Raw genomic sequence first — 16829 nt, 5'->3', positions numbered from 1 at the left:
AGGGTGGTGCACACTCTTTCCCACCCCGACGCTCTTCCGATCTAGCTGACCTGAGGACCGGGCGGGGGGCCAGTCGACCGGCCCCCCGCCGGGGGACGTCACCGGTACCGCGACGCGTCCACCGTCGTCGGGTCGACGCCCGCCTTGAAGACCTCCTCGAACCAGCGGCCCCAGTCCGGCCGGGAACCGTCCAGGTCGGTGAAGCCGTACTCCCGCATGAGGGTCCACGACGCGAGCGCCTTGCCGGTGAACCGGTGGCGGTCCGGGTCGGCGGCCAGCGCCGCCACGCCCCGCCCCAGGTAGCGCGGCGTCTCGGACATCGCGTAGTGCGGTTCCTTCGCGATGGCGTCGCGCCAGTTCTCCTCGGTGACGCCGAAGTGCTCCAGCATCTGCTCCGACCGCAGGAAGCCCGGCGTGACGGCGACCGACGTGCCGCCGAACGGCTCCAGCTCCTTCGCCAGCACCGTGCCGAACCGGCGGATCGCGACCTTCACCGAGTCGTAGGCCAGCGACTCGCTGTAGAACTCGTCGCTGTCGCCGTCGGTCACCTCGACCAGCAGCCCGCCCGGCCGGCCGACCAGCAGCGGCAGCAGGCGGTGCAGGGTGACCAGGTGCGCCTGCACGCTGTTGCGCCACATCCGCAGCTGCCGGTCCAGGTCCTGCTCCCAGAACACGCCGAACTGCGTGTCCGCCTCGCCGCCCCACACGTCGTCCACGAGGATGTCCAGCCGACCGTCCACCTCGGACTCGATGCGGGCGCGGAACGCGTCGACGTCCTCCGTCACGGTGAAGTCGCACCGCACCGGGACACCCCGGCCGCCCGCCGCCGTGACCAGCTCCGCCGTCTCCTCGATCGTCTCGTCCCGGCCGATGGGCGACCGGTTCCCGCGCGTCGACCGGCCGCCGACGAACACCGTCGCGCCCGCCGCGCCCAGCTCCACCGCGATGGCACGCCCCGCGCCCCGCGTCGCCCCCGTCACCGCCGCGACCTTCCCGTCCAACGCCTTCACGATCTCCCCTTCCACGCGTCCAGCACCGCGTCCACGTCCTGCGCCAGCCGATCCGCCAGCTCGCCGCGCGGGCGGATCGACCAGTCCATCGACACGCCGTAGAGCAACCCGGTGAGCACCCGCGCCGCGCGCTCCGGTGGCGGCCCGTGCGGCAGGTCCGCCCGCCGGGTGAGCTCCACCACGGTCCGCTCGGTCGTCGCGTACAGGTCGGCCAGCAGCGCCCGCAGCTCCGGGTCGATCAGGTCGACGCCGAGCTGCGCCAGGTGGTTCTGCGCCTCCGCCGGGTCCGTCATGCCCTCGAACCAGGTCAGCAGCGCCGCCCGCAACCCGTCGGCCGGGTCCGCCGCCGCGGCCGCCGCCTCGTGCATCCGCCGCACGTTCGCGTCCGAGGTCTGCCTGGTCAGGGCTTGGAGCAACCCGCTCTTCGAGCCGAACCGGTGCGCCACCGTGCCCACCGAGACGCCCGCCCGCTCGGCCACGTCGGCGACGGTGAACCCCGGCCCCTTGCGGCCGATCACCTCCGCCGCCGCGGCCAGCAGCCGTTCGTCCGTGATCGTCTTCGGTCGTGCCACGCAGTTATTGAACCACGGTTCAGTAACCTTCGCCCACTAGGGTGAACCCAGTGACCTGGAGACCCCGACTCATCGCCCTGGACATCGACGGCACCATCACCCCCGTCGGCCGCGAGGACGTCGCGCCGGCGGTGCGCGCGGCCATCGACCGGGCCGTCGACCACGGCGCGCGGGTCGTCCTCTCCACCGGCCGCAGCCTCGTCGGCACCCGGCCGATCATCGACGACCTGGGCCTGCGCGGCACCACCGCGATCTGCTCCAACGGCGCGGTGTGGTGGGACACGACCACCCGCGAGGTGGTCCGGAAGGTCGAGTTCGACCCCGGTCCGTCGGTCGAGCGCCTGCGCGCCCTGCTGCCCGACACGGTGTTCGCGGTGGAGCTGACCGGGGTCGGGAACCTGTCGTTCGGCCGGTTCCCGGACGGCGACCTGTGGGGCGAGGTCCGCGAGGTGACGCTGGCGGAGCTGGTGTCCACCCGCACGTCGCGCCTGGTCATGCGCTGGGTCGGCCGCACGCCCGAGGAGCTGGCGCTGCGCCTGATGGACGTGGAGCTGCCCGGCGTGACGGCGTCGTGCGACCACACCGAGCCGTGGCTGACGCTGTCGCCGCCCGGCGTGACCAAGGGCGCGGCGCTGGAGGAGCTGCGGCGCGCGCTCGGCGTGTCGGAGAAGGACACGCTGGCCATCGGTGACGGTTCCAACGACGTCGAGATGCTGCGGTGGGCCGCGCACGGGGTGGCCATGGGCCAGGCGCCGGTGACCGTGCAGCAGGTCGCGGACGCGGTCACCGGAACGGTCCTCGACGACGGCGCGGCGACCGTGCTGGACCGGTACTTCGCCGCCTAGGCCGCCCGCTCCGGCCGTCCTGAGCGTTCAACTCGGGTGCCCCGGACGTAGGACACTCGTGTTCCGGACGTAGGACACGCGCGGTTGGTCTGGTTTGTCCCCGCGCATCTCAGGGTCGACTCAGGGTGAACACGGATTACTGCAACCGAGGTAGCGAGGACGATAAGACTGAAGTCGCACGGACGAGTCAACTACAGACCGATGTGCGAACCCCGGTCGATCGGGCAGTGTTCAGGCCAGTCCGGGGGAGATGTGTCGTCCAGGGGAGAAATCATGATCGAGGCTATCGGCCTCACCAAGCGCTACGGGAAGACGGTGGCGGTGGACAACCTGTCCTTCACCGTCCAGCCCGGTCGGGTGACCGGGTTCCTCGGTCCCAACGGCGCCGGCAAGTCCACCACCATGCGGATGATCCTCGGCCTCGACCGGCCGAGCGCGGGTCGGGTGTTGATCGACGGCAAGCCGTACGCGCAGCTCGACCGCCCGTTGCGCACGGTCGGGGCGCTGCTGGACGCCAAGTGGGTGCACCCCAACCGCTCCGCGCGGGCCCACCTGCTGTGGCTGGCGAAGTCCAACGGCCTGCCCGACCGCCGGGTGGACGAGGTGCTCGACATGGTCGGTCTGGCCAAGGTCGCCAAGCGCCGCGCGGGCGGCTTCTCGCTGGGCATGTCCCAGCGCCTCGGCATCGCGGGCGCCCTGCTGGGCGACCCGGGCGTGCTGCTGTTCGACGAGCCGGTCAACGGCCTGGACCCGGAGGGCATCCTCTGGATCCGCCAGTTCATGCAGGGCCTGGCGGCCGAGGGCCGCACCGTGCTGGTGTCGAGCCACCTGCTGTCGGAGATGGCGGTGACCGCGACGGACCTCGTCGTCATCGGCCGCGGCAAGCTCATCTCCCAGTCCAGCACCACCGAGTTCGTGGAGCGGTCGACCGAGAACACCGTTCGGGTGCGCAGCCCGCACGCGGACAAGCTCGGTGCCATGCTCATCGACAAGGGCTTCACCGTCACCCAGGACGCCGAGGGCTCGCTCAGCGTGTCGGGCGCGCAGAGTGACGAGATCGGCGACATCGCGGCGGCCGGCGGCGTGGTGCTGCACGAGCTGAGCCCGCAGCGCGGATCGCTCGAACAGGCATTCATGCAGCTCACCGGCGATTCTGTGGAGTACCACGCCGAACTCGCCGAGACGGGGAAGTGACCACCGATGACTCTGCTCGCCGTTGAACGGATCAAGCTCTTCTCCACCCGCTCGCCCTGGTGGTGCATGCTGCTGGCGCTCGGGTTGACCGTCGGCATCACCGCGATCATCGCGGCGAACTGGGACGGCTCCCCGATGCCCGTCCTGGGTGCCGTGTTCACCCACACGTTCGGCCTGTACGTGGTCATGGTGATGGCCGCGCTGGCGGTCACCACCGAGTACCGCTTCGGCACCATCAAGTCGACGTTCCAGGCCGTGCCGGACCGCATCTCACCGATGATCGCCAAGGCGGTCGTGGTCGTGGTGCTGTCGGCGCTGGTCGGCCTGGCCTCCTCGTTCGGGTCGTGGGCGCTGAGCTGGGTGCTCGCCGCCGACAACTCCGAGCTGGCGCTGACCTCGGCCAACGACTGGCGGCACATCGCCGGCGTCGGCCTCGTCTTCGCCGCGGGCGCGCTGCTCGCCCTGGGCGTGGGCGCGCTGGTGCGGCAGACCGCGGGCGCGGTGTCGATCATCCTGGTGTTCGCGCTGGTCGTGGAGAGCGTGGTCGGGTTCATCCCGAACATCGGTGACGACATCCAGAAGTGGATGCCGTTCACCGTGGCCAGCAAGTTCATCTTCGGCGACCCGGACCCGAGCGTGATCCCCGACGGCCAGGGGCCGCCCGCCATCGGTGAGCTGAGCCCGTGGGGTTCGTTCGCGTACTTCGCCGGGATCGCGCTGGTCGTCTACATCATCTCGCTCGTCGTGGTGAAGCGGCGGGACGCGTAACGGGAGCCCGTGCCGCCGACGTCGGGGGTCGGCGCGCGGAGCGGTCCAGGGGGATGGGAGGAGCTCGGGTCACCTTCGGGGGGTGGTCCGGGCTCCTCCCGCACAGGTTCGCCACATGCGTGTGATCGGACGGGAGATGTCATGATCGAAGCGACCGGCCTCACCAAGCACTACGGCAAGACCGTGGCCGTGGACGACCTGTCGTTCACCGTGCAACCCGGTCGCGTCACCGGTTTCCTCGGCCCCAACGGCGCGGGCAAGTCCACGACCATGCGGATGGTCCTGGGCCTGGACAGCCCCACCCGCGGCCGGGTCACCGTCGACGGCCGGGACTACCGGTCGCTGCGCCAGCCGCTGCGCGTCGTGGGCGCGCTGCTGGACGCCAAGTGGGTGCACCCCAACCGCTCCGCTCGGGCCCACCTGCAGTGGCTGGCCCGGTCCAACCGCCTCCCGGCCCGACGGGTGGACGAGGTGCTGGACATCGTCGGCCTCACCCAGGTCGCCAAGCGCCGCGCCGGCAGCTTCTCCCTGGGCATGGCCCAGCGCCTCGGCATCGCGGGCGCCCTGCTGGGCGACCCGAAGGTGCTGCTGTTCGACGAGCCGGGCAACGGCCTGGACCCGGAGGGCATCCTCTGGATCCGGCAGTTCATGCACCGGCTCGCCGACGAGGGCCGCACCGTGTTCGTGTCGAGCCACCTGCTCTCGGAGATGGCCCAGACCGCGCAGGACCTGATCGTGATCGGGCGCGGCAAGCTCATCGCGCAGACCAGCACCGAGCAGTTCATCAAGGACGCCACCGAGGACACCGTCCGCGTCCGCTCACCCCAGGCCGAGCGGCTGCGGGGGCTGCTGGACGGGCGGGCCCGCGTCACCGACGGCACGACGGCCGACGGCGCGTTCGTCGTGCACGGCGTGGAGCCGTCGTTCATCGGTGAGCTGGCCGCGTCCAACGGCATCACGTTGCACGAGTTGAGCCCGCAACTCGGTTCCCTGGAGGAGGCCTTCATGCAGCTGACGAAGGAATCCGTGGAATACCACGCGGCCGACTGACCTGTTCCGCGTCACCCGGTCGTGCACCACCGACCGGGAATCGCGTCGTGATTGATCAGAACCGGTCGGTGCGCCAGAAGTCGTCGGACGGCGGCGGGATTTCGGTGATGACCGGCGCCGGCGCCCGGCGGATTCGGCTGCGCCGGGCCAGCAGCAGGCTCACCACCGCCACCACGACCCCGGCGGCGAGAAGACCACCGAGGGCGACCAGCAACCGCGTGCGGCCGTCCACCCCGGCCGCGCCGGACCGGTCGGGCGGTGGCGGCAGGGCGACTCCCTGCCCCGACGTCGTCGCCTCGGACGACGACTCGCGCGGTGGTGGCAGCAGCGGGTTGCGCTGCACCGGCGGCACGTCGGCGGTCAGCGCCGCGACCGGGTTGACCTGCCCGAAGCCGGTGGCGTTGTCCCGACCGGGCGCCAGCAGGTCGGTCGCGGTGGCGATGAGCCGGTTCACCACGTTGCCCGCGTCCAGCTCCGGGTAGCGGGCGCGCACCAGCGCCGCCGCGCCCGAGACCAGCGCCGTCGCCGCGCTCGTGCCGTCCACCTCGGCGTAGCCGGTGTCCACGACCTTCAGCGGCACGGCGGTGACGATCCGCTGCGCGGGCGCGGCGAGCACCGTCTCCGGGCCGGTGTTGGACTCCGGCCACGGCGCGTTGCCCTCGACCGTGCCGGACACCGCGATGACGCCCTTGATGTTGGCCGGTGCGCCCACGTGCTCGGCGCCGTCGTTGCCCGTCCCGGCGACCACCACGGCGTCGTGGTCGAACGCGTAGTTGACCGCGCGCAGCAGGTCGGGGGTGAGCGTCGCGAGCGAGGTCAGCGACAGGTTGACGACGTCGGCCCCCTGGTCGACGGCCCAGGTCACGCCCTCGGCGACGGACGCGGTGGTGAACTTGTCGCCGTCCGCGCCGACCGAGACCGGCAGGATCATCGCGCCGGGCGCCACGCCGAGCGCGCCGCCGTCCACGGCCCGGCCGCCGATCAGCGTCGCCATCGCGGTGCCGTGCCCGTCGTTGTCCTCGGTGCCGTCGGTGCCCTTGGCCGAGCCGAACCCGGAGCCGGGCAGCAGCGCGCCCGCGAGGTCCGGGCGGGTGTCGTCCACGCCCGAGTCGACCACCGCGACGACCACGCCCTCACCCCGCGTGGTGGCGTGCGCGGTCGGGACGTCCAGGGCGGCCAGGTGCCACTGCTGCTCCTCGATCGTCTGCGCGCGGGCGGTGCCCGGCAGGAGCACCGCGATCAGGACGGCCGCGACGAGCGCTCTTCCCGTCACCCAATTCCCCCTGTGGTCGGAATCACAGATATTCCATGTCAATCATGTTTCACAGTTCTTCATTGAGGCAAGCGGAGTAAGCCGTTCGTTAAGTCGTCGTGAACTCGGGCACAGCCCCATGACAAGTGCTTCTGAACCGGGTCAGATGGAAAGCGCGAATCGTGAGGTGGGCGCCTGCCCGCACGCGAATTCGGATACCCCCCGTCAAGGAACCCACCGGAGGTGAACCCGTGACGGTGCTTGATCCGGACCTGAACGCCGACCACTCGGCCACCAAGTCCAAGGAGCTGCCACGGCAACGCGACCACGCCCTTCGCGTCGAACCGATGTTGGCGTTGGAATGGTCGCACGCGATCGAAGCCGCGGGAGGGGTCGGTCTGGCCGACTCACCCGCGCAGACCCGTCGGGCCTGGATCCACCGGGCCGACGAGCAGCAAGTGCTCACGTTGTTCCGCGCGGTCGGTCCGGACGCACCGGCACCCTGGTGGTTGCGGGCCCTGGACCGGGGCAGGATCGCCTCGCGCGCGGCGGCGTTCGCCCTGGAGGACGAGGTGGCCCGGTTGCTGGCGAGCCGACCGGGTTGGGTGTTCGTCCCCTGGGCGACCGAGGGCGAGGTCGGGTACTGGGAGTTCGTGCCGTCCGAGAGCGGCGTGTACGGGCCCGCGGAGCCGACCACGGTGCAGTTCACCGACCGGCACGCCGGTTTCGTGGACCTGCTCCCCGCGCACCGGGGCCACGGTCAGCGCCAACCCATCGAGTTCACCCCCGCCGAGCTGCGCGAGCAGATCGAGGACCTGGAGAACATCGCTTAGCGCACCACCTAGGCTGTACGCCCGTGACGTCCAGCCACCAGCGACCGCCGCACCATCGATCCGTCGTCAGCTACGTCCAACGCGGCGAACGGATGACGGTGGGGCAGCAGCGCGCATGGGACCGCCACTGGGAGCGCTTGGGCCAGGAGGTCAAGGCGCTCCCGGCCGGTCCCGTGCACTTCCACCAGTGGTTCGGGCGCGAGGCGCCGGTGCTGCTGGAGATCGGTTCCGGGATGGGCGAGACCACCTCCCAGCTGGTCGCCGCCGCTCCCGAGGTCAACTACGTGGCCGTCGAGGTCTACAAGCCCGGCCTGGCGCAGCTCCTGCTGCGCGCCGAGGCGCTCGGCGCGACCAACCTGCGGGTCCTGCGCGGTGACGCGGTCGACCTGCTCACCGAGCACGTGGAGCCCGGCTCGCTGGCCGGGGTGCGGATCTTCTTCCCCGACCCGTGGCCCAAGAAGAAGCACCACAAGCGCCGGCTGGTGCAGCCCGAGTTCGTGCACCTCGTCGCCACGCGCCTGGAGCCCGGCGGCACGCTGCACCTGGCGACGGACTGGGAGGAGTACGCCGAGCAGATGCTCCAGGTGTGCTCGGCCGAGCCGCTGCTGCGCAACCGGCACGACGGCTGGGCGCCGCGGCCGGAGTGGCGACCGGTGACCAAGTTCGAGCAGCGGGCGGTCGAGGAGGACCGGATCAGCCACGACCTGACGTTCGAGCGGGTGGAACTCACCTGACCGTGTCATAAAGTCCCGGCGCCGGACCGTCGACACGGCGACTGCCCGTGGTTTCGTCACTGGATCGGGTGGGATTTGTTGATCACCCGATGTGCCCCGTCTGGCAGTGACGTGTGACACGGTTCCGCAACTACGGTTACCGCCCGTGACCGTAGTCGACCACGAACCGATGACGTGCGACGTGGACGCCGCGGATGGCTTCCTCCGCATGTTCCACATCGCCCACCCCGGAGCCGGACCCGTCGGGCCCCGGCTGAGCCAGGTCCGCGACGAGATCGCGGAGACCGGCACCTACCGCCACACGCCCAACGAGCTCGCCTACGGCGCGCGGATCGCGCTGCGCGACTCCGGGTGGTGCACCAGCGGCGTGCCGTGGCGCCGGCTGAAGGTCCGCGACCTGCGCGGCTTCCGCAACGCCGCCGCGGTGGCGGCCGAGTGCGTCGAGCACCTGCGCCTGGCGACCAACGGCGGCCGGATCCGACCGCTGGTCACCGTGTTCGCCCCGGACACCCCGGCCGCGCCCGGACCGTGCATCTGGAACGAGCAGCTGGTCCGGTACGCGGGCTACGGCGACGGCACGGGCGACCGCCGCTACCGTGACTTCACCGACGCCGTGCAGGGCATGGGCTGGCGACCGCCGTCCCCGCCGGGCCGCTTCGACCTGCTGCCGCTGGTGGTGGAGACCGCGCACGAGGGCGTGCGGCTGTTCACCGTCCCGCCCGACGTGGTGCACGAGGTGGCCCTGGACCACCCCGACCTGCCCTGGTTCGACGACCTCGGCCTGCGCTGGCACGCGGTGCCCGTGATCACCAACATGCGGCTGACCATCGGCGGCGTCACCTACCCCGCCGCGCCGTTCAACTCGTGGTTCGTCGGCGCGGAGATCGGCGCCCGGAGCCTGGCCGACGAGAACGCCTACGGCGCGGCCCGCCCCGTGGCCGAGGCCCTGGGCCTGGACACGTCCACCGAGCGCTCGCTGTGGCGCGACCGCGCCGTGGTGGAGCTCAACCGGGCCGTCCTGCACTCCTTCGACCGGGCCGAGGTGACCATCACCGACCACCACGCCGAGTCGCTGCACCGGCTGTCGTGGCTGCGCTCCCGACAACGCCACACCGGCAACCGGCCCGCGTTCCGGCTCGACCCCTCGGCCGCCCGACGGGCCCGCGCGGGCGGCCCCACCCGCTTCTCCCCCGCCCCCGCGGAGACGACCCAGCCCCAGTCACCCGGTCGGCTCGCCGAACTGCTCCGGCGGCGCGAAGGGGGCTTCCCGGGCTGACCCGTCAGCGCTGGGAGTCGATCAGCACGCCCGCCAACGCCATCAGGACCAGCACCAGCAGGCCCAGCACGGCACCCGCCCACGTTGCTACCACTCCGAACATGGTGTTCCTCCCGTTCCCCGACTCGCTACTCAAGAGTCACCCCGGGATTCGTCATCCGACATCGGCCACTGGTGTGTTTCAGCAGGCGTTCGGGTCAGCCTTCCGGTTGACGGCCCACCCGACCGGGGTCGGACGCGGTCGGCGCCACGACCACCTACGGTGAGGCCTCGTGGACAGCACACACGTCGGGTGGCGGGCCCTGCTCCGCCGCCAGTGGCCGCTGGCCTGCGCCCTGCTCTTCCTCCTCGTCGTCGAACAGCTCGGTGACGCGAACCGGTGGCAGCTGCCCGGCACGGCCGTGGTGTGCGCGCTGGCCGTGCTCGCGCCGCGGCGCCCGTTCGACGCCGCGCTGACCGCCGCCACGGCGATCGCCGCGTCCTCGGTCGTGCTCCGGGTGCTGGACGCCGCGCCGAAGGTCCCCCTGATGAGCGGGCTGGTGATCAGCGAGACCGCGGCGGTGATGGCGATCATCGCGGTCGTGGTCCGGCAGGCGCCGCTGGTGCGCGCCGCCATCGCGGTGACCGTGCTCCTGGTGGTCGCCGCGGGCACGCAGGCCGTGCGGCCGGACTACTGGTCGCAGTACTGGCCGGACACCTACGAGGGGCCCGGCGGCTGGCAGCAGGTGGTCGGCGGCACGGTGCTGCTGGCGCTGTCGCTCGGCACCGGGTTGTACTTCCGCGCCCGCGACCGGGAACGCGCGACCGCCGTGCGGGCCGAGGTGGCCGCGGCGCAGCACGCCGAGCGGATGGCGCTGGCCCGCGAGCTGCACGACGTGATCGCGCACTACGTGACCGGGATGGTGGTGCACGCGCAGGCGGCGCAGGCCGTGCCGGCCGCCGCGGGCGAGGCGCTGCCGATCATCGTGCGCAGCGGCAACGAGGCGTTGACCGAGATGCGCCGCCTGGTGGGGACGCTGCGCGGGGCCGAGGGCGACGCGCCGACCGTGGCCGGCGACCTGGCCGACGACGTGCGCGGCGTGGTGGAGCGGTCGGGTCAGCGGGTGCGGCTGCACGTCGACCTGCCGGTGCCCGTGCCGCCGTCGCTGGGCGGTTCGGTGCTGCGGTTGGTGCAGGAGTCGCTGACCAACGCGCGCAAGCACGCCGAGGGCGCGTCCGCCGTGGACGTGTCGGTGTCGGTGTCGGACGGGCTGGTGCACGTCCGGGTGGCCGACGACGGGCGGGCGCAGCGGGCCGCGCCGGTCGGCGGGTCCGGCGGGTACGGGCTGGTGGGCATGCGCGAGCGGGTCGAGCTGCTCGGCGGCCAGTTCAGCGCGGGCGCGCGCCCCGGTGGTGGCTGGGAGGTGCGGGCCGCGCTGCCCGTGGCCCGGTGACCTGGGGCCACCGGGCCGTTCGCGGGTCAACTCGCCGTGGGACCGGACGAGGGCAGGTCCGCGGGGAGCGGGTAGGTGAACGCCCTGGCCGGGTCCTGCAGGGCGAGGTGGCGGTCGGCCACCGGCCTGCGCGGACGCGTGCCGCGGTCCTGGTCGGGGATGGTCGGGCGGTAGCCGCCGAGCCACGTCGTGACGTCGCCGGAGAGCCGGGCGTTCTCCTCGTGCAGCTCGCGGACCTGGTGCTCCAGCTCCGCGATCCGCGCCTGGGCGTCGCGGTGCACCCGGACGACGGTCCACAGCATCTCGTACGCGGTCGACTCGCGGTCCGGTGACTCGCCGCCGTCGGCCGGCAGGTCGTGCAGCAGCGCGATGTCGGGCGCGAGCCGCGGCACCTCGGACCGGGCCGACCGGGTCTGCGCCACCGCGGGCTGCTCGGTCTTGAGCGGCTTGACCTGCGGAACCTCGGACCGCTTGATCGCGGACAGCGTGATCGCGGGCGCGGGCAGGCCGTGCTTGCGCGCCCACTCCGGGCCGCCGATCATCGCCGTGGTCACGTTCTCCACCGCCGGGTCCAGCCAGCGCGGGCGGGGCGCGTCGTTCGGCTCACCCGTCACCAGGCCGTGCAGGTGACGGGCGGTCGCCAGCACGCCCGGCGCGAGCCTCGGGTGCACGGCCAGGTGGACCAGGTCCGCGACCCACTCCCACGTGGGCACGCTGTCGGTCCGCGCGTTCACGCCGATCAGGCGCGACACCTCGGTCCGCACCGCGCCGAGCGAGCGGCCGTGGGCCCAGTGCCCGGGCACGCGGGCCGCACGCCTGATCAGCCGCCGGTAGGCGGTGCTCATCCGACCGTGTTCGTCCACCAGGTGCACCAACAGGAACAGTGCGAGCCAACGGCGTTCCCGGGGCAGGTCGGGCTCGGAGAAATCAGCCTCCGAGCGCAGGGCCGCCACCGCGGGCTGCCCCCTGCCGCGCCGCTCGCCGGATTGTGCGCTTCCACCGCCACGAGCCACTGTCACTCCTTCGCCGGATCAGCGGGACCACCACCTCTCCCAACGGTTCGGAGATTACGTCCATCCAGCGGGTGAACACCGCCCCAGAAGGTCAAACCCACTGTTCGGGTTACGGCCCTCCGCGTGGGCCGCCACCTTGTGTGTCGCTCGATCGGGTACGGCTGGATCGGGTGCGGCAGGATCGTGGACATGTCGCTCCGCCTGCACGCCCCCGTGGTCCTGCCCTGTGATCCCACCTGCACCGTCCTGCGCGACGCCGTGGTCGACGTCGTCGACGGCCGCGTGGCGCACGTCGGTCCGGAGGCCGACGCGCCGGAGTTCACCGGCGAGGTCCGCCGGTTGAGCGGAATCCTGATGCCCGGCCTGGTGAACACCCACGCGCACAGCCCGATGGTGCTGCTGCGCGGGATGGGCGGCGACCTGCCGCTGCTGCGCTGGCTGCGCGAGGCGATGTGGCCCGCCGAGGCGAGGATGAAGCCGGAGGACATCCGGGTCGGCATGCTGCTCGGCGCGGTGGAGATGCTGCGCAACGGCGTGACCACCAGCGCGGAGATGTACTTCCACGGCGAGCAGCTGGCCGACGCGGTGCTCGCGGCCGGGTCGCGGGTGCTGTTCGGCGCGGCGATCATGGACCTGCCCGGGATGCCGTGGCGGCCGATGACCGACGAGATCACCCGGTGGATCGACGCCGACGGCCTGCGGTTCGGGCCGGACGAGCGGGTCGAGCTGAGCTACGGGCCGCACTCGGCGTACATCCTGTCGCCGGAGGCGCTGGGGGAGATCGCGGGCGAGGCGCGTGACCGGGGCGCGTTGGTGCAGGTCCACGTGGCGGAGTCGCCGGAGGAGGACATGGAGCAGCGCAAGTCGCACGGGTCCGTGCCGCGACTGCTGGAGCAGGCGGGCGTGCTGGGCGGGCGGGTGCTGTCCGCGCACTCCGTGCACCTGTCGCCGGAGGACGTGGCGATCTACGCCAAGCACCGGGTGGGCGTCGCGCACTGCCCCGGGTCGAACACCAAGCTGGCGTCCGGCATCGCGCCCCTGCGGTCCTACCTGGACGCGGGCCTGCCCGTCGGGCTGGGCACGGACGGTCCGGCCTCCAACGACGACCTGGACCTGTTCGAGGAGGCCCGGCTGGCCGCCCTGCTCTCGCGGGTGAGCACGGGGGACGCGACGGCGATGCGGGCGGCGGACGCGTTGCTGCTGGCCACGCGGGGTGGTGCGGCGGCGCTGGGTCGTGACGACCTCGGTGCGCTGGAGGCCGGTCGGTGGGGCGACGTGGTGCACGTGGACGTGGACGACCCGGCGTTCGCCACCGGGTTGGACGCGCCGGACGAGCAGGTGCTGGCGAACCTGGTGTGGGCGTCGGGGACGCGGCGGGTCAAGGACGTGTGGGTGGCGGGCAAGCAGGTCGTGGCCGACGGCGAGACCACGAACGTGGACCGGCGGGAGGCGCAGGCGGGCGTCCGCGTCGTCGCCGCCCGGCTGCGCTGAGCGGCGGATCGCGGCCGGCGCGCGTTCACGGGCCGAGGCGCGGCCGGGGTCGGACGACGATCTCGGTGAAGTGGGCGTCGTCACCGGCGTGCACGGCGGTGGCGACGGCCTGGGCGACGGAGTCCGCGTGCAGGTAGAGGTGCGGCTCGTAGTCGCCGCTCTCCTGCTCGCGGACGCCGCGCTGCATGTCGGTGTCGACGCGTCCGGGGTGGACGGACGTGACGCGCAGGTCGTCCTCCTCGGCGCGCAGGGCGTCGCCGAAGGCCCGGAGGGCGAACTTGCTGGCCGCGTAGACGCCCCAGTCGGGGTTGGCCCGCAGGCCCGCGCCGGAGTTGATCAGCACCACGTGTCCGCGGGCGGTGCGCAGGAGCGGCAGCACCAGCCGGGTGAGCTCCGCGACGGCGACGACGTTGACGTCGAGGGTGCGGCGCCAGACGTCGGCGCCCGCCTCCGCGAGCGGGCCGAGCTCCGCGATGCCCGCGCTGTGCACGAGGACGTCCAGGCGGGTGAGGTCGGAGGTGGCGGCGGCCAGGGCGTCGACGTCGGTCAGCTCCACCGGCCACGGCCGGGCGGACTCCAGCGACCCGGCCAGCGCGTCCAGCGCGGCCTCGTCCCGACCGCCCAGCAGCAGGTCGTGCGGCGGCGCGAGGACCCGGGCGACAGCCGCGCCGACGCCGCGCGACGCACCGGTGATCAGGGCAACGGGACGGCTCATGCGTCGACCCTAACCGGACCGCGCGAGCCCGACTCCCGGCGCCCGGGAGTCGGCACCGGACCCGCGGATCCCACGCCCCGGACGGGTGACGGCTCGTTCCGAGCGTTGAACTCGGGTGCTCTGAACGTAGGACTCTCGCGTCCTGAACGTAGGACTCTCGCGTCCTGAACGTAGGACTCTCGCGTCCTGAACGTAGGACTCTCGCGTCCTGAACGTAGGACACGCGGGTGGGTGGAGGGCTCGGCGGATGCGCGAGCCCTCCACCTCGGGGGTCAGCCGCAGATGCGGCCCTTGTCCTTCTTCCACACCGCGACCACGGACGGGCGCGGCTGGGAGGTGCCGCCGTCCGGCCAGTGCGACAGCGGGTTGGCGGCCGACGCGCCGTCGATCTCGCCGGGGTGCTGCACGGCGACCAGCACGAAGTCGTCCTCCACCACCGGGCCGCACGTCTCGGCGCCCCTCGGCACGGTGAGGAACTGCTTCACCCGACCGCGGTAGGGCCCCTCGACCGGCACCGCGAACAGGCCGTCGTTGGACTTCAGCGCGTTGCCGTCGGTGGAGATCCACAGGTTGCCGCGCGCGTCGAACGCGACGTTGTCCGGGCACGAGATGGGGGAGACCTGGCTCTTGTCGTAGCCGCCGAAGTAGGTGTCGGACGAGGTCGGGTCGCCGCACACCAGCAGCAGCTTCCAGGAGAACGACGTGGCGGTGTTGTCGCCGCGGCGCTCCTCCAGCTCCAGCACGTGCCCGTGCCGGTTGTTGAGCCGCGGGTTCGGCTCGGTGGCGCCTTCCTTGCCCGCCTTGCCGCGGTCGGTGTTGTTGGTCAGCGCCGCGTACACCCGGCGGTTGCGCGGGTTCGGCTGCACGTCCTCGGGGCGGTCCATCCTGGTCGCGCCGACCTTGTCCGCCGCGAGCCGGGTGAAGACGTAGACCTCCTCGGCGGTGAAGCCGGGCACGAACGACCGGGTGCCCGCGGCCAGCGGGATCCACTCGCCGGAACCGTCGAACTCGCCGTCGGAGGGCAGCTTGCCGGAGCCGTCGACCTCGGCCGCCGGGCTGTCCCCGGTGAACCTCGCGACGTACAGCGTGCCGTTGTCGAGCAGCTTCTTGTTGTGCTCGCGGGCGTGCTTGCTGTTGCCCGGCTTGACCTTCTCGTCGGACACGAACTTGTACATGTAGTCGAAGCGCTCGTCGTCGCCCATGTACGCGACCGCGCGGCCGTCGCGGGCGATGATCACGTTCGCGCCCTCGTGCTTGAAGCGGCCCAGCGCGGTGTGCTTGACCGGGGTCGAGTCCGGGTCGAGCGGGTCGATCTCGACGACCCAGCCGAACCGGTGGACCTCGTTGGGCTCCCGGGCCACGTCGAACCGCTGGTCGAACCGCTCCCACTTGCGGGTCGACGCCGCGCCGGACAGGCCGTAGCGGGCCAGTCGCGCCTTGGCCGCCGGGTCGGTCACCGAGCCCGCGTTGGCGAAGTACTGGTTGAAGTTCTCCTCGCCGGACAGGATCGTGCCCCACGGCGTGACGCCGCCCGAGCAGTTGTTCAGCGTGCCCAGGACGCGGGTGCCGGTCGGGTCGGCCGACGTCCTCAGGAACGCCGAACCGGCCGCCGGACCGGTGAGCCGGAACTCTGAGGTCGCGGTCAGCCGCCGGTTGTAGCGGCGGTCCTGCTTGGGCACGAGCCTGCCGGTGCGCCGGTCGCGCTCGACCAGGACGACCGACGCGCCGTGCGCGGCCCACGCGATCTCGGTCTGCTCGTGGGTGGGGTTGTCCGCGTCCCAGTCCGCGAACAGGAACTCCTCGGTGGTGTACTCGTGGTTGGCCACGAGCAGCCACCGGTCGTGCCCGTCGAGCGGGACCAGGCCGAGGAAGTCGTTGTTGTAGCCGAACTGCCGCGCCTGCGCCGCCGCGGTCTGCCGGTCGAAGTCGAACGCGGGTGCGCCGGGCACGACCGGGTCGCCCCACCGCAGCACGACGCCCTGCTCGTAGCCCTCGGGCGTGACGACGCGGTCCTCGGTGTTGGGCGCGACGGCGGTGAAGTTGAGGCCGTCCTTGCGCCGCCCGCCGCCCAGGTCGACGTCCACGTCCACGTCGACGGAGGGCAGCGGCTTGGCGGCGGCGGTGCCGGCACCGATCAGCCCGACACCCGCGCTCGCGACGGCGAGCACCGCGCCCGCCTTCAGCAGGCCGCGCCGGCGCACGACCTCCCCGACGACGTCACCGAAGTAGGCGTTGCCGGACGTGTTGGGCGCCTCGTGCGCGCACGCGTCGCCGCAGCGGTACTTGCAGGTGATCGACGACCGCCCGAGGGGGTGGTTGGGCAGCAGGGGCAGCAGCCGCCTGCCGCGATCGGTGGATGAGGACACCCGGACCTCCGAGATCGCACGGTGGGAACCCGGCGACCGTAAGAGGGCAACTCCTCCTCCAGCGGACTTCGAGGTGAACGCGGGGCGAACACCTCGGGCGTCCCCGGATCCGGAACCCCCTGCTCACACCGCGTGTGGTCGGGGCGGCGGGCGGCGGGCTCGGCGGCGCCCCGCGGGCGCCCCCCGAACGCCGGGCCCCCCCCCCCCCCCCGCCCCACCCCCGCCCCCCCGCCTAGCCCGCCCCCCCCCCCGCCCCCCTCCCGCGCGCCCCCGCCCC

At 72.6% G+C, this 16829-nt stretch carries 15 protein-coding genes; 9 read left to right on the top strand and 6 right to left on the bottom strand.

Annotated features, from left to right (window positions below; all coding sequences use genetic code 11):
- Positions 1-98 precede the first annotated feature (98 nt).
- Positions 99-1025, bottom strand: a complete 927-nt coding sequence (locus tag AB0G02_RS09735) for an SDR family oxidoreductase (protein ID WP_360791981.1) — start codon at positions 1023-1025, stop codon at positions 99-101.
- Complete coding sequence (locus tag AB0G02_RS09730; protein WP_360791978.1) at positions 1007-1582, bottom strand: TetR/AcrR family transcriptional regulator; 576 nt, start codon at positions 1580-1582, stop codon at positions 1007-1009. Before AB0G02_RS09730 ends, AB0G02_RS09735 begins: the two co-directional genes overlap by 19 nt.
- 50 nt (positions 1583-1632) lie before the next feature.
- On the opposite strand from AB0G02_RS09730, the gene AB0G02_RS09725 reads away from it, so the two are divergent.
- The 4 genes from AB0G02_RS09725 (at position 1633) to AB0G02_RS09710 (ending at position 5439) form a co-directional block, all read left to right on the top strand.
- A complete protein-coding gene (locus AB0G02_RS09725) occupies positions 1633-2427 on the top strand; it encodes an HAD family hydrolase (RefSeq protein WP_360791975.1) in 795 nt (264 codons plus the stop codon).
- Between the two features lie 273 nt (positions 2428-2700).
- Entirely contained in the window at positions 2701-3621 is a 921-nt protein-coding gene (locus tag AB0G02_RS09720) for an ABC transporter ATP-binding protein (RefSeq protein WP_360791972.1), read from the top strand.
- 6 nt (positions 3622-3627) lie between these two features.
- The gene (locus AB0G02_RS09715; RefSeq protein ID WP_360791969.1) at positions 3628-4389 is read left to right on the top strand and encodes a hypothetical protein; all 762 of its coding nucleotides are present in this window, start codon (positions 3628-3630) and stop codon (positions 4387-4389) included.
- Positions 4390-4530: 141 nt separating this feature from the next.
- Positions 4531-5439 carry an ABC transporter ATP-binding protein gene (locus tag AB0G02_RS09710; RefSeq protein ID WP_360791967.1) on the top strand — a complete coding sequence of 303 codons (909 nt, stop codon included), beginning with the start codon at positions 4531-4533 and terminating at the stop codon, positions 5437-5439.
- 55 nt (positions 5440-5494) lie between these two features.
- Here the strand turns inward: AB0G02_RS09710 and AB0G02_RS09705 are convergent, their stop codons facing one another.
- Positions 5495-6712: a S8 family serine peptidase gene (locus AB0G02_RS09705; RefSeq protein WP_360791964.1), complete on the bottom strand. Its 1218-nt coding sequence runs from the start codon at positions 6710-6712 to the stop codon at positions 5495-5497.
- A 230-nt stretch (positions 6713-6942) separates the two neighbouring features.
- Here AB0G02_RS09705 and AB0G02_RS09700 point away from each other — a divergent pair, with 230 nt between their 5' ends.
- From AB0G02_RS09700 to AB0G02_RS09685, 4 genes are all read left to right on the top strand, one after another.
- The gene (locus AB0G02_RS09700; protein ID WP_360791961.1) at positions 6943-7524 is read left to right on the top strand and encodes a hypothetical protein; all 582 of its coding nucleotides are present in this window, start codon (positions 6943-6945) and stop codon (positions 7522-7524) included.
- 92 nt (positions 7525-7616) lie between these two features.
- Positions 7617-8258, top strand: coding sequence for a tRNA (guanosine(46)-N7)-methyltransferase TrmB (gene trmB, locus AB0G02_RS09695; RefSeq protein WP_360791984.1), 642 nt, complete (start codon positions 7617-7619; stop codon positions 8256-8258).
- 145 nt (positions 8259-8403) lie between these two features.
- On the top strand, positions 8404-9534 hold the full coding sequence (locus AB0G02_RS09690) for a nitric oxide synthase oxygenase (protein ID WP_360791958.1): 1131 nt from the start codon (positions 8404-8406) through the stop codon (positions 9532-9534).
- A gap of 272 nt (positions 9535-9806) precedes the next feature.
- Positions 9807-10967 carry a histidine kinase gene (locus tag AB0G02_RS09685; protein ID WP_360791955.1) on the top strand — a complete coding sequence of 387 codons (1161 nt, stop codon included), beginning with the start codon at positions 9807-9809 and terminating at the stop codon, positions 10965-10967.
- 26 nt (positions 10968-10993) lie between these two features.
- Here AB0G02_RS09685 and AB0G02_RS09680 read toward each other — a convergent pair whose 3' ends face one another.
- On the bottom strand, positions 10994-11920 hold the full coding sequence (locus AB0G02_RS09680; protein WP_360791952.1) for a hypothetical protein: 927 nt from the start codon (positions 11918-11920) through the stop codon (positions 10994-10996).
- Positions 11921-12169: 249 nt separating this feature from the next.
- Here AB0G02_RS09680 and AB0G02_RS09675 point away from each other — a divergent pair, with 249 nt between their 5' ends.
- Positions 12170-13471, top strand: coding sequence for an amidohydrolase (locus tag AB0G02_RS09675; protein ID WP_360791950.1), 1302 nt, complete (start codon positions 12170-12172; stop codon positions 13469-13471).
- A gap of 25 nt (positions 13472-13496) precedes the next feature.
- Here AB0G02_RS09675 and AB0G02_RS09670 read toward each other — a convergent pair whose 3' ends face one another.
- Both AB0G02_RS09670 and AB0G02_RS09665 read right to left on the bottom strand, forming a co-directional pair.
- A complete protein-coding gene (locus AB0G02_RS09670; RefSeq protein ID WP_360791947.1) occupies positions 13497-14186 on the bottom strand; it encodes an SDR family oxidoreductase in 690 nt (229 codons plus the stop codon).
- Between the two features lie 272 nt (positions 14187-14458).
- On the bottom strand, positions 14459-16552 hold the full coding sequence (locus tag AB0G02_RS09665; protein WP_360791945.1) for a PhoX family phosphatase: 2094 nt from the start codon (positions 16550-16552) through the stop codon (positions 14459-14461).
- Positions 16553-16829 lie beyond the last annotated feature (277 nt).

Origin of the sequence: Actinosynnema sp. NPDC023658 (genome assembly GCF_040639995.1) — a bacterium.
Classification (GTDB): Bacteria; Actinomycetota; Actinomycetes; order Mycobacteriales; family Pseudonocardiaceae; genus Actinosynnema.
The sequence above is the reverse complement of the archived record's forward strand: the minus strand, read 5'-3'. Positions and strand labels throughout refer to the sequence as shown.

Coding starts and splice junctions, on each gene's coding strand:
- AB0G02_RS09720 (WP_360791972.1), top strand. CDS start 2,701: ATGATCGAGGCTATCGGCCTCACCAAGCGCTACGGGAAGACGGTGGCG.
- AB0G02_RS09715 (WP_360791969.1), top strand. CDS start 3,628: ATGACTCTGCTCGCCGTTGAACGGATCAAGCTCTTCTCCACCCGCTCG.
- AB0G02_RS09710 (WP_360791967.1), top strand. CDS start 4,531: ATGATCGAAGCGACCGGCCTCACCAAGCACTACGGCAAGACCGTGGCC.
- trmB (WP_360791984.1), top strand. CDS start 7,617: ATGACGGTGGGGCAGCAGCGCGCATGGGACCGCCACTGGGAGCGCTTG.
- AB0G02_RS09675 (WP_360791950.1), top strand. CDS start 12,170: ATGTCGCTCCGCCTGCACGCCCCCGTGGTCCTGCCCTGTGATCCCACC.
- AB0G02_RS09670 (WP_360791947.1), bottom strand. CDS start 14,186: ATGAGCCGTCCCGTTGCCCTGATCACCGGTGCGTCGCGCGGCGTCGGC.